General features: G+C 68.1%; 10 protein-coding genes and 1 pseudogene. 8 read left to right on the top strand and 3 right to left on the bottom strand.

Annotated elements, in window-relative coordinates; translation table 11 throughout:
- Nucleotides 1-175 precede the first annotated feature (175 nt).
- Nucleotides 176-616 carry a hypothetical protein gene (locus ACQEXA_RS04240; protein ID WP_432937112.1) on the top strand — a complete coding sequence of 147 codons (441 nt, stop codon included), beginning with the start codon at nt 176-178 and terminating at the stop codon, nt 614-616.
- Between the two features lie 517 nt (nt 617-1,133).
- Here ACQEXA_RS04240 and ACQEXA_RS04235 read toward each other — a convergent pair.
- Nucleotides 1,134-2,339, bottom strand: a complete 1,206-nt coding sequence (locus ACQEXA_RS04235; RefSeq protein ID WP_432920353.1) for an ISAs1 family transposase — start codon at nt 2,337-2,339, stop codon at nt 1,134-1,136.
- A gap of 329 nt (nt 2,340-2,668) precedes the next feature.
- Between ACQEXA_RS04235 and ACQEXA_RS04230 the strand changes: the two are divergent.
- The 3 genes and pseudogenes from ACQEXA_RS04230 to ACQEXA_RS04220 all read left to right on the top strand — a co-directional run.
- Nucleotides 2,669-2,817 (top strand): annotated as a pseudogene (locus ACQEXA_RS04230) (IS630 family transposase); the annotation flags it as partial.
- A gap of 254 nt (nt 2,818-3,071) precedes the next feature.
- On the top strand, nt 3,072-3,431 hold the full coding sequence (locus ACQEXA_RS04225) for a hypothetical protein (protein ID WP_433128730.1): 360 nt from the start codon (nt 3,072-3,074) through the stop codon (nt 3,429-3,431).
- A complete protein-coding gene (locus ACQEXA_RS04220) occupies nt 3,428-6,454 on the top strand; it encodes a S8 family serine peptidase (protein ID WP_433128729.1) in 3,027 nt (1,008 codons plus the stop codon). The genes ACQEXA_RS04225 and ACQEXA_RS04220 overlap by 4 nt, the downstream gene beginning before the upstream one ends.
- A gap of 328 nt (nt 6,455-6,782) precedes the next feature.
- Here ACQEXA_RS04220 and ACQEXA_RS04215 read toward each other — a convergent pair whose 3' ends face one another.
- Nucleotides 6,783-8,141: a DUF2254 domain-containing protein gene (locus ACQEXA_RS04215; protein ID WP_433128727.1), complete on the bottom strand. Its 1,359-nt coding sequence runs from the start codon at nt 8,139-8,141 to the stop codon at nt 6,783-6,785.
- A gap of 660 nt (nt 8,142-8,801) precedes the next feature.
- Between ACQEXA_RS04215 and ACQEXA_RS04210 the strand changes: the two genes are divergently transcribed.
- The 3 genes from ACQEXA_RS04210 (at nt 8,802) to ACQEXA_RS04200 (ending at nt 10,382) form a co-directional block, all read left to right on the top strand.
- Nucleotides 8,802-8,969 (top strand): hypothetical protein, encoded by a 168-nt coding sequence (locus tag ACQEXA_RS04210; protein WP_432937122.1) that lies wholly within the window; start codon nt 8,802-8,804, stop codon nt 8,967-8,969.
- Nucleotides 8,966-9,403, top strand: a complete 438-nt coding sequence (locus ACQEXA_RS04205) for an acyl-CoA thioesterase (protein ID WP_432937124.1) — start codon at nt 8,966-8,968, stop codon at nt 9,401-9,403. Before ACQEXA_RS04210 ends, ACQEXA_RS04205 begins: the two co-directional genes overlap by 4 nt.
- A gap of 178 nt (nt 9,404-9,581) precedes the next feature.
- Complete coding sequence (locus tag ACQEXA_RS04200; protein WP_432937127.1) at nt 9,582-10,382, top strand: crotonase/enoyl-CoA hydratase family protein; 801 nt, start codon at nt 9,582-9,584, stop codon at nt 10,380-10,382.
- 162 nt (nt 10,383-10,544) lie between these two features.
- Here the strand turns inward: ACQEXA_RS04200 and ACQEXA_RS04195 are convergent, their stop codons facing one another.
- Nucleotides 10,545-10,808: a hypothetical protein gene (locus ACQEXA_RS04195; protein ID WP_432937129.1), complete on the bottom strand. Its 264-nt coding sequence runs from the start codon at nt 10,806-10,808 to the stop codon at nt 10,545-10,547.
- A 583-nt stretch (nt 10,809-11,391) separates the two neighbouring features.
- Here ACQEXA_RS04195 and ACQEXA_RS04190 point away from each other — a divergent pair.
- The gene (locus ACQEXA_RS04190; protein ID WP_432937132.1) at nt 11,392-12,594 is read left to right on the top strand and encodes a peptidase S8; all 1,203 of its coding nucleotides are present in this window, start codon (nt 11,392-11,394) and stop codon (nt 12,592-12,594) included.
- The last annotated feature ends 60 nt before the right edge of the window (nt 12,595-12,654 follow it).

The following is a 12,654-nucleotide window of genomic DNA, read 5'->3' as shown; positions in this document are numbered from 1 at the left end:
GCCCCCAACGACGACAGACGACGACGGCCTTCCCCCTGCCAGAGATGGCGCATTGGGCTCCACAGCAGCCGGGGCCCCCGCGCCCGCCGCTGCCGCGCCGGCTCCAGCCGCCCCGGCCCCCGCCCCAGGAAGAACTGACCTCGCAGCGGTACACGTCCAGTCGTAAGGTCGGCGCGTGACACACGAGGGTGCAGACACAGGTTCCCCTGACTGGGCCTACAACTGGGCGGACGGTACAGGCCTGCTCGGGATGGACCAGCCAGAGGAAATCGACGCGGCCTTCGAACGCGGCGAGCCGCACGTCGGAGTGGCCGTGATCGGCCTTGCCCTCAATCACTCCGATCCCGTGGCCATCCTTCCCCGGATCGCCCGCGCTCTCCGCACGGACTCGGAAGAACTGCGTCGCCAGGGCACGGTCGCGCTGGCGCACGTTGCACGTCTTCACCACACGGTCGATACCGAGTGCCTGGCCCTCTTGCGAACCCGCCCTAGGGGCAACGAAGCCGACGACGACCTCTGGACGTTTGTCCGGCACCGGCGTTTGCCCCTCTGGCTCTGGCGTCATCACCTGCCCCGGCACACGAAGTGGCTGCTCTGGGACCGCTGGCGCGCTTGAGACCACCGACGCACCCCAACCATTACCGGTGCACGCGAGTGCCGGCCGTGCCTCTTGCGTGCCCGATCCGGCGGGATCTCCCGGGGGCTCACGGGGAACCGCAGTGCCAGTCGCGCTCCAGCCCGGGTCAGGGACTTCCCGGGTCAACCACCATCTGCATACGCCGTCTTCCAAACTGGTGCTCCAGGACCGGGCAGCGGCGCTTGGCAGGGCCATTGGGACTCCACTGCCCGCGCGATAGTGTTCCCGCGTGTCTGCCTCGTTGATGTTGGTCCCCGGCTTTTGTTTCGTACTCCTGGGCGTGTTGACCTTGAACGGCCGAGGAAACGCGGCGTATGCGGGATTGCCTATGGTCGGCTGGGGTTGGGTGGCGATGGGTAGTGGCTTCGTCTTGGACGGCGGGCCGACGCTCCTTGGGTTCTCTTTCGGAACGAGGGCAAATCTTGCCGGCGTGGGCCTGGTAGTCACCGTGCTCGGTGGGCAGGGTCATTGCATGATCGAGATCTGTCTGGGTTCGTCACGTGAGACCGAGGGCTCGTAGCGGCCGCTGGTAGTCGCGGCCGGTGTGGCGGAGGGCAGCGGCGATGTTGGTCTGACCGTCCTGGCGGAAGACGCTGATGGCGAGGTTGCGCAGGGAGGCCATGGCGCGGGGCAGGTTGCCGGCGCGGACCTTGGAGTCGTCCTCGCGGAACGTGCGGTCCCGCACGTGGTGCAGGAGGTTTTCGATGCCCCAGTGGCCTCTGATCCAGGTGGCGAGTTCGGTGCAGGTGGCGTCGAAGACGCTCAGGCTGGTGATCAGGTAGGCGCGCTCGATGGACAGTTTCCCGGTGCTCAAGTCGCGTCGCCACCGTACGACTTGGATTGCCTGGCGGGCGCCGGGGTAGTCGAGGTGGCTGAACGCGGCGACTTTGAGCCGGCGGATCTCGTCGCGGTGGTGGGCGTGGTCGCGAGTGCGGTGCCCGAGCGGGATGTCCCGCCAGGGCAGCTTCCTGACCTGGGCATACAGGCCCGGATGGTTCTTCTTCACGACGGCCACGTAGTGCGCGCCGCGACTGGTCAGATAGGCCCCGTGGTCGTGCTGGGTGTGCAGGGCGTCGGCGGTCACCACCGTGTTCTCCAGCTCGAGACCGTCCAGCAACGGCGCGAAGAAGGGGATCTCGTTGCTCTTGGAAGCGACCTCCCGCTGGGCCAGGACCACACCGTGGTGGTCCATCGCCGCCAGCAGCTGAATCGCTGCGGCCGTTGCGGTTCGCGATCCGCGGACCACCTTGCCGTCGACTGCGATCACCCGTCGCACCGGCCCTTTCTCCGCCTCCGGCTCGACCGGGGGCGGCGTTCTGGCTTGCAGATACGCGCTGATCGCCGCGTCCAGCGCGTCACCGTCCACACGCTGTAGCAGGCGGCGCACGGTTGCGGCGTGCGGCACCGGCCGCAGACCGGTAAGTGGATCGGCAGCGAAGCCGAGGACGCCCAGCACATGCTGCGGGGCATCCCTGATCCACTCGCTGATCGCGATGAGTGAGCGAGCCCCGGTCAGCACCGCCGAGACGGCTGCGCACAGCAACGCGAGGGCGGGATACCGCAGTCCTCGCGCATCGCGGGGATCGGCGACCAGGATCAGGAAACGCCGCAGGTCAGCGACATCGCTTGAGGTGAGGGGATCAGTCGGGGAGCCCAGTTGCTCCAGTGCGGAAGGGATGGGCGATGATGTTCGGGCAGGCACGGTCTCGCTCGGTTCTCATGGGTCTCGACAACCACATGATCACCAGCACCGTGCCTGCTCTGCTCTCCCGGGTCCCTTACCGCACAACAGATATGACGCCACGTCACTCATGAGACAGGCGAACAGGACCAATCCCAATCATGCAATGCCCCTGGCTCGGTGGGGTGCTTGTGCTCTGGGGCAGAGCGAGGGCTCGTCGCGTCGAGCAAGGCGACTGACGTAGGCATCACCAAGAGCTGAGCCGTTTCTGGGCCGTGCGAGGCGGTCCAAGGACGGCCAAGACCGACAGACAACAGTCGCTGCACCGCAGGTGGGAACTTGTGGACGTTCGGGGCCGTCTGTGGGCCGTGCGAGGCGAACCGGCGTTGACAGGGCGCCTGTCGGTGGCCCGACTGCTGTGCTACCGGCCCGGCCCGCCCGACTGTGCTACCGGCTGCGCCGGCACACCGGCCGCCGCAGGGGCGAGCGCCGCTCGCTCGGATGGTGGATCACCAGCAATCCGCCGATGCGATCCACTCAAGAACAGGCTTGCACGATGCAACCGTTCGCCGCCCCGGAGAGTCACGATTCCCGTGACCGAAAATCCGGTTGCGGAACCCTGCGCTGCGCGGACCACAAGTGCCGTCGCGGCGGGAGGAGTCCACACCGTGTCTCAGGGGTTCGGCGACCGCCGGGCACCTCACCGTTCGCCGTCCGCGTCACCGGTCTCCCGGACGGTACAGAGGTACGTACATGCGCATAAGAGCCGGCTGGGCCCTGCTCCCAGCGTTGGCCAGCCTGATCATCAGCGCCATACCCGGTGCCGCACAGGCGTCTGAAGTCTCGCTCGCCGCAACCCCTGCCACGAGTACGGCATCGGCAGGGGCCCAGCCGATCCGCACCGTCACGCTGATCACCGGCGACAAGGTGACCGTCACCCAGGGCGTCGGCGGTGTTCCCTCCGTCAGCGTGCAACAAGGTCCGAAACGCAGTGACGTCCGGTTCCAGATCTCCCACTACTGGAACGGCACCGACCACCACATCTCCGTCGTGCCGTCCGACGCACAGGCTCTCCTGGCCGCGGGCCGACTCGACTCACGCTCTTCGATGTGACCGAGCTGCTCAAGGACGGTTACGACGACGCGTCGAGCGACTCCCTCTCGCTCATCTACGCCGGCCGCAACGGTAAGACCGCTGCCGCCCGCGCCGCGGTCCAGCAGTTCGGCGCGCCCGTCACCCGCACGCTGTCCGTGCTGCACGGCGGCACCATCGCCCCGCACAAGCGCGACGCCGCCACGTTCTGGCGCTTCGTCACCGGCTCGCAGGGTCTGCGCGGCCCGCTGAACAAGCTCTGGCTCAACGGCCGCAGCCGGGTCAGCCTGGACCAGAGCACCGCGATCGTCGGAGCTCCCGAGGTGTGGAACACCCTCGGCTACACCGGCAAGGGTGTCACCGTCGCTGACCTCGACACCGGCTACGACACCGCTCACCCGGACTTCAAGGACAAGGTCGCCGACGGCGCGGCCGTGGATTTCACGGGTTTCGGCACGGTGGTGGACGGCAACGGGCACGGCACCCACACCGCCTCCATCATGACCGGCACCGGCGCGGCCTCCGGCGGTAAGTACAAGGGCATGGCCCCCGATGCCTTGCTGTTGGTCGGCAAGGTCTGCGACGACTACGGCGCCTGTTACGACGATGCGGTCATCAGTGGCATGACCTGGGCCGCGCAGCAGGGCGCGAAGGCGGTCAACCTCAGCCTCGGCGGACCCGCGGACTCCAAGACGACTCCGCTCACCGAAGCGGTCGACTCGCTGACCGACCAGTACGGCACCCTGTTCGTGGTGGCCGCCGGCAACCTGGGCGCCCCCGAGGTCGACTACTACGGCGGCACCGTGGCCAGCCCGGGCATCGCCGACTCCGCTCTCACCGTGGGCAGCACCACCAAGCAGGACACGCTCAGCGACTTCTCCAGCCGCGGCCCGCGGATCGACGACTTCGCCGTCAAGCCCGACATCGTGGCGCCGGGTGAGGACATCACCGCGGCACGGGCGGCAGGCACGGCCCTGGGCACCCCGGTGGACTCCTGGTACACCACGCTGTCCGGCACGTCGATGGCCACTCCGCATGTCACCGGCGCCGTCGCGCTGCTGGCGCAGGAGCACCCGACCTGGAGGGCGGCCGACTTCAAGGCAGCTCTCACCAGCGCCGCCCACGGCCTGCCCGGTCTGACCGCCCACGAGCAGGGCAGCGGCCGCCTGGACGTCGCCCGCGCCGCCAAGCAGAGCGTGCGCGCCACCTCCGGCAGCATCAGCTTCGGCAAGGCCGACTGGCCGCACGACGGCATCAGCCGGACCGGCACCGTCACGTACACCAACGACGGCGCCACCGACGTCACCCTGCACCTGGCGGTCGACGCAAACGGCCCCCAGGGCAAGACCGTCCCCGCCGGTGCTTTCACGCTGTCCACCGACACCCTGACCGTTCCGGCCGGCGGCACTGCCTCCGCCACCCTCACGGCCACGGTCGACAGCAGCGTGGCCGGTGCCTACGGCGGTTCCGTCGTCGCCACGGCGGACGACGGCATCGCTGTCCGGGACGCCTTCGGAATCTACGCCGAGCCCCGCATGCACAACCTCTCGCTCCGCGTTCTCGGCCGTGACGGCAAGCCGGTCCCGGAAGCGTATGTGCCCGTCTTCGACGTCCGGAACGGTCAGTTCTTCAGCGCCACGACCGACGCCGACGGCAAGGCCACTCTGCGGCTGCCCGACAGCGAGTACGACTTGGCCACGACCAACATCTCCTTTACCACGCACACAGCGGTCCTGTACTCCAAGCCCGGGGTGAAGCTCAGCGCCGACACCTCGGTCACCCTCGACGGCCGCGAGGCCAAGCCGGTCAACCTCACCGTCGACAAGGCGAACGCGACCAGCGGCGGGATGTTCGTCGGCGTCACGTCCATCACCGCCGACGGCCGATACGGCAACCAGAAGGGCGTACAGCTCCTTCCGGGCGACCATGTCTACGCGACGCCGACCGCCAAGGTCACCAGCCACCAGTTCTGGTACCTCGCTGCCCAGCAGTGGAGCGGTGCGGTTCCCGCAGCCGCAGGCAAGCCCGCGTCGAGCTATGCCTACAACCTCGCTGTCAACACCAAGGGCAGCATCCCCGCCACCCTCACCCGCAGAATCCACGACAGTGAGCTCGGCCGGGTGTCCGAGACCTATGCCGGTGAGCCCGGGAAGCCGTACGGCGTGCGGATCGACACCCCGGTACCGTTCTACGGGGGTCTGGCCGGGGAGTTCTCCAACGAGGTCCCGATCCCCGGCAAGCAGACCCGGTACTACACCACCGACGACACGATCCAGTGGGATCGGAAGTTCGCGGTACGCGTTCCGGACGCCTTCGGTTTTGTGGACAGCCAGTTCGCCCCCGTCACCCGCTTCCAGGTGGATCGGGCGTACACCCGGGTGTGGAACCAGGCGCCGCTGCGCGCCCGGACGCTGGATGCTCTGCGGAGCCAGGACCTGCTCTTCCTCACCCCCGGCCTGTTCTCCACCGCCGCAGCGAACACCGGCAGCCTGTCTACTGCGGTCGGTGGCACCGAGGGCTCCTCGGTCCTCTACCGCAACGGCGTGAAGATCGCGTCGCTGGACAGCCTTGACCAGCTCATGGTCCCTGTTTCGGACGAGAAGGCCGTCTATGAACTGAAGTCGACTGGCACCCGCAATGTCGATTGGACGCTCCTGGGCACCGAGGCCTCGGCAACCTGGACCTTCACCTCGGCCAGGCCGGACACCGACGCGCTGACCGACGTGCCCCTGCTCAACGCCCGACTCAACGGCCCGCTGAACACCGCCAACTCCATCGTCGGCGGCCGGACGTACACCTTCACGGTGGCAGCCGAACGCGGCGGCCGGGCCGCCACCACCGCTCTGGGCCTCCAGGTCTCCTTCGATGACGGCAAGACCTGGAGGACCGTCAAGGTCAACCGTGTCGGCGACCACGGCACCGTGGCGCTGGCACTGCCCAAGTCCGGTGGCTTTGCCTCGATCCGGCTTGCCGCCGAGGATGCGGCGGGGAACGCGGTGAGCCAGACCGTCATCCGTTCGTTCCGAGTGACGCCCCGGAGCTAGACATCCCGCACGGCAGTGGCCCCCGTCGACGGCTCTCGGGCCGTGGGCGGGGGCCCGCCTCGTGATGCCGGCGGGTAGCTCACTCTCCGGGCCGCTGATCACGCAGGAGATCTCAAAGCCGCAGGAGGCTTCCCAGCCACCGACTACTGATTGTCCGTCCTGCTCGGCGGGATCGCGCGGCGCCGGGCAGGGCCCCGGCGGTGCCGTCCGGCGCTCGCGACTCCGGATCCCACTGGTGATGTACGAACTGTTCGGAGTGCGAGCCGGATGCGGCAGGGACGGCCGACCGTTGCCGGGATGTCACGACCGTGGTCGGCCGCGACCTCGGTCACCGGCGGGGACCGGCCTTCATCTGCGCCTGCAAGGCCTCGTAGCGGACCCGCACATCGCGGCGGTCGCTTTCCTCTCGTACGGTGTCGTCGCACGACCGCTGGATCAGGTCCGCCTGGTCCATCAGCACTTGGCGGCGCTCCGCTTCCAGGGTCTGCTCCATGATCTTGGACAGGGCGTCGAGCTGCCGGATCATGACCGCTGGCATGCCCACTCCAGCCTGCCGGATCTTCTCGAAGGACCGCGCGATGAGTCGGTCGTAGTCCGCCTGGTAGGCGATCAGCCGCACCCAGCCATTCGGGTCCCGCCTCACCCGCCGCGGGTGCCAGCCCGTGGTGATGCGGCACAAGCAGTCGCCGAGCCAGTCGATGCAGGTCATGGCGGTGAAGGTGTCGTTGACCGCCGGGGACAGCGCGCGGATGGCGATCTCGACGAGCTGGTCCACGCCGAACGAGACGTCCTGGGTCAGGGTCCGGTAAGGGCCTGTGACCTGCCCTCGGGCGAGCTGCTGTTCCACCTGGGCCGCGGCCTCGGCCGGCCACACGGCGGCCAGTGGATGCCCCTCGACCAGGAAGTGCCCCGGCCGGTAGGGCAGGTGGATGACGGCATCGGCGTCGGCGGCGATCCTGACCAGTCGCTCATGGCGAATGAACTGCAGATATCCGCTGTGCGGCGTGCGGATCACCGCGCCGGACTCCTCGACCTTGACCAGGAGTTCCTCCCAGGAGGGCCCGCACTCCCGGTCGGCGGGCGCAGCAGGGTCCTCGCCGCCCTGGGCCTCGATCGCCCCGGATAGGTCGCGCGCGATGCCGGCGATCACGTGCGGCAACTGGATGCTCGTGGCGATGTGGTTGATGAAGTAGATCAGGACGGCGAGGTCGACCAGGGTCAGTCCGAGCGCGACGGTGACGGACAGATGGGGCACGAAGTCACCGTGCGGACCCGGGCTGATCACGACCAGCACGACCACGGTGTAGAAGAACGTGGCCACGAACGTGCCCAGGGTCAGCTGCGTCCCCAGGTCCCGGATGAAGTTGCGCAGCATGCGCGGTCCGAACTGGGTGGAGGCCAGCGTCAGCGCCACGATCGTGATGGAGAAGACCAGACCGGCGACAGTGATGATCGCCGCGGCCATCGTCGACAGGATCTGGCGTGCCTCGTCGGCATGGCCGGAGAGCACCCAGGAGGGAAGCGTGGCATGCCCGCTGTAGACGGCGCGGTCGAAGCTGTAGGTGGCCGCGAAGAGTCCCGCAGCGGCCAGCACCACGGCCGCGGGCACGAACCACAGATTCGTTCGCAGCGTCTCACGCCGCCAGTCGGCCTCCAGATACGCGCCGCCGCGCATCAGAACCCGCACCCGAGTAGTTTGCTGCGTTCGGTGGAGTAGCACGACGGGGAAGATTGCACCAATGCCTCCGGGACCGACGGACAACAGTGCCGACCAGACTTCCCGGCTCACCTGCCTCGATCGTACGACGGCAGCCTGAGGCCCGGGCACCCGGAGGGGGCCGTGAACGGCGGGGCAGTGCCGGGCGGAGTGCGGCGACGCGAGGATGCGCGGCTCGAATGATCAGTGCGGCTGGTCAAGCGGGATAGCTGTACTCCCTGATCAGGCCGCCGCGGAAGCGGGTGCGCAGGACTCTGCGGCTCGCCGCTGCAGGAACAAGGGCCTCGCGGGGGCGCGGATCACCTTGTGCCCAGTGGACAGGGGTCGGCGGTGACGCGGGTGAGGTCGAATCTGCGGGTGCCGTGCTCAAGGAAGACCAGCGCTTACAGGCAGCTGTCAACACTGCCGTGATCCACTTCAAAACATGTCGGAGCCACTCTTGCCGGCAGGGGTCAAGCGTGGTCGGCCACTGGTTCACAGCAGGCGGAAGTCGACCGACAGATGTTGGTGTGATCAGGGCGGTCACACCGACATGAGCGACTCGATAATTCCGTTCCCCGCCCGAAGCAAACATGCTTGATCTCAAGGTCCGACCTGGACACGAGGCCGGCACGACCCCAAGGAGCGCACATGCACGAGAGCGGCGCGGAGTGGCCAGTGCAGTGGACGGCGGGCCGGCGCAAGCCGCCGGCCTTCCGCACGGGCAAGATCCCGCCGCGGCTGTCGCTGGTGTGTGAGGGAGCCCCCGGCAATGTGCACCTGCGGTGGACGCTGCGTCCTGACACGGTGCCCGCATGACCACCTGGCTCAAGCATCAGAACCCGCTCGGAGTCCACCGGACGCGAATCGAGTGGATCGACACGGATGCAGGGGGCATTTACCACAACAGTACGATTGTCCGTTTCGTGGAGGCCGCGGAGGCCTCGCTCATGGCCGAGAGGGGCCTCCACGGCTACTTCCCGGTCGCACCCCGCGTCCACTACGAGGTGGACTTCGAGTCACCGCTCTACTTCGGCCAGGACGTCCGCACGGTCGTGGAACTGATACGTATCGGCACCACCTCGATGACCTTCGCCTTCGAGGTCTGGGGCGAGGAGTTCCGGGGGCGGCCGCGTCGCCGGGCCGCGCGTGGCCGCTACGTGACCGCCCACATCGACCGGGACCATCTCAACGGTGCCACGAGCACGCTCTGGCCCGAGGAGTGGATCGCTGCACTGAGAAGGCCGATGTGATCGCGGAGGTGCGTCCGCCGTACTGACTCCGGCTGCCGCGTGGACCACGAGGGGGATGCAGATCGCCTCGCCACGGCCGGACGTGGGACTTCATCGTCCGCACCCGCAAAATGAGCGACCCATCGGCGTGCATGAGTCCCAGCATTCAACTGAGTCCCAATGTTCAACTGGAGGAGTCATGAGTTCCACGTCGGCGAACGCGGCCACGATCACCGTCGAACGGGACGGACACGTGTTGCTGATGGGCCTGAACCGCCCCGCCAAGCGCAACGCCTTCACCAGGCAGATGATCAGCGAGCTGTCGATGGCCTATGGGCTGCTGGAGTCCGACGAGGAGCTGTGGTGCGGGGTGCTGTTCGGCCACGGCGACCACTTCACCGGCGGGCTGGACATGATCGATGTCGGCGCCGAACTGGCCTCGGGTGACTTCGACGTCCCGGAGGGCGGCCGTGACCCGTGGCGGCGGGACGGCACGTGGTCCAAGCCCCTCGTCGCAGCCGCTCAGGGCTGGGTGATGACCGCGGGCATCGAACTGCTGCTGGCCGCCGACATCCGCGTGGCCGCTCAGGACGCCCGGTTCAGCCAGCTCGAGGTCCGCCGTGGGATCTATCCCTTCGGCGGAGCCACGTTCCGTTTCCCCCGCGAAGCGGGATGGGGCAACGCCATGCGCTGGATCCTGACCGGCGAAGAGTTCGACGCCGCCGAGGCCCACCGCATCGGTCTGATCCAGGAAGTCCTCCCCGATGGCGCCACGGCGATCGAGCGAGCCAAGGAGATCGGGCGCGTCATCAGCGAGCGATCCGCACCGCTGGCCGTGCGTGCCGCTCTCGCCTCCGCCCAACGGGCCCGCGAGCTGGGTGATGCCGAGGCCATCGCCCAACTGCGCCCCGACATCGCCCGGCTCTTCAGCACCGCTGATGCCGCTGAGGGCGTAAGGTCCTTCGTCGAACGCCGCGACGCCGTCTTCACCGGCCGCTGACGACCCGCACCGCCATCCGCGGGGCATCGCCGTGCCCACCGCGGAGGCGCTCCCTGCCCTGCTGACCTGCCGCTCGAGATCGCGAGGCGTACGTGGGTACACGGCTTCGTCGAGGAGTGCGTGCGTCCCTGACTGCCGCCTAGCGATCGAACTCCTGATGCCCTAGTCGGCCGCGGCCTCGTCGCTTCTCATGGCGGCACGGTGCTCCCGGGCGAGTCCGTGATCGCTCCAAAGATGCTGCTCCTGGACGAGGCGAGGTTCGAAGGCGGCAGACGCGTCGAGCTCGAGCGTCCCCTGTTGCTCTGCCGGGTCGGCCGTCACCCACGAGCGCCGTCCTCCGATACGCGGCCCGTACCGTGCGTGCCGGACTTGCCACCTGCGCGAGCGGAGCTTGAGATCGGCGTTCTCCGCCCGCAGCTCAGCCATCTCGCCCAGCGCGACCGCCGACTCCGCACGGACCTGAGACGCGAGGCAGCTCAGTGCCTAGCCGCGAAGAACTCTCAGCCGCCCACATCGGCGCGACACATAACGGCGGCCCATAAGACCCGAGTTCTCGACTGTCGGCTACAAGTCCTTGCTCACCAGGGCACCTTGAACGCTGCATCCTGGCCATGAGCACAGTGGGTAACCGTGCTCCTGCACAGAGCCATAACGGTCTCAACCCGCCCTCATTTCGTCAGAGTTTGTCCGTTTCTCGCGTGATCAAGGCCACCCAACCGATCCGGGGATCGCATCATCGAACGTTTCGCCAAGGGCTCTTCGTGTCGTGGGGCCGACAGCGGCAAACCCCCGAGTGGATTGAGGGCACGTGAGACACAGAGGACGGATACGGATGTTGCAGTCGTCAACGCGGTGGGTGGGAGGTGCGTTCGGGCTCGTCGCTCTGGTGGCGGGCTCCCTGGTGGCAACCGGTATCGGTTCATCGTCTGCGGTTGCCGACACACCTGGGCCCGCGACACCTGGGCCCGGCATCACGCGGCTGGCCGGGACGGCGAACTCCGGAGAGAGCGTGGCCCGCGTGCACGAGGAGGTGATCGACGGAACGCTGCTTGAGCATCACGCCACACGGACTGTCTGTCCCCAGTGCCACGCCAGGGTCGTCACGGAGGGCACGAGCGGAAGTACTCCATTGCGCTCGGCCGCGCCCGCCGGTTATGGCCCCGCCGAGTTGCAGAAGGCCTACGGGCTGCCTGCCGCCTCCAACAGCACCCGGACCATCGCCATCATCGACGCGGGCGTCTATCCGACTCTGGAAAAGGACCTGGCCGTATATCGCAAGACGTTCGGGCTGCCCGCCTGCACCACGGCGTCCGGCTGCCTCAAGTTGGAGAACTACACCGGGGGGAAACAGCCTGCTCCGCAAACGGGAGCGCAGGGCAAGCTCGTGGAGGAGGTGGCCCTCGAGACCGCGCTCGACCTCGACATGGCCTCCGCGGCCTGCCCCACCTGCCACCTCTTGGAGGTTTCCGTCCCCTGGCAGGATGCTCAGGACAACAACGATGTCTCGACCGATGACTTCGCCAAAGCGGTGAACACCGCGGTGGCCGCTGGCGCTTCGGCAGTCAGCGTGAGTTACGGCTACAGTGCGGATGTCCAGAACACCCATGGCTCACGCCTTTCCGCCTTTGACCACAAGGGCGTGGCCATCACCGCGTCGACCGGCGACGAGGGTTTCAACGGCGGCATTCACCAGGCCTGGCCGTCCAACCTGCCCTCGGTGATCAGCGTGGGCGGGGTCACCTTGCCCACCGTCGGCAAGGCCAGCGCGTGGTACGCCGCAGGTAGCGGCTGCGAGTCCGTCTTCCCCGCTGCCACCGGCCAGCCGGCCAGGATCACGGCTTCCTGCGGCGGTCACCGCGCCGCGGCCGACATCTCCGCGGATGCGGACCCCGCCACCGGTGTGGCGGTTCGCGACACATACGCTCCCAGCAGCGGCGAGCCGAACAACTGGGTGGTGGCCGGCGGCACCAGCGCGTCAGCGCCCTACGTGGCCGGACTGTTCGCCCGTGCCGGACACCTTTCCGCCGTGAACGGGCCCAAGAGCCTCTACAGCGCACCGGCTGCCGACTTCACGGACATTACGAGCGGCAACAACGAGGCCTACCACCAGTGCGCCTCCTACCCCGGCGTCAGTGCCGCCCTGTGCAACGCGGGTCCGGGTTGGGACGGACCGACCGGTCTCGGAGTTCCGCACGGTCTGGGCGCGTTCTGACCACCCCGCCCTGCGACAGAGCCGGTTCCGGCAGCCCACAGACCACCTTCGTTCCATAAG

Source organism: Streptomyces sp. CA-106110 (assembly GCF_050936285.1).
Classification (GTDB): domain Bacteria; phylum Actinomycetota; class Actinomycetes; order Streptomycetales; family Streptomycetaceae; genus Streptomyces.
The sequence above is the reverse complement of the archived record's forward strand: the minus strand, read 5'-3'. Positions and strand labels throughout refer to the sequence as shown.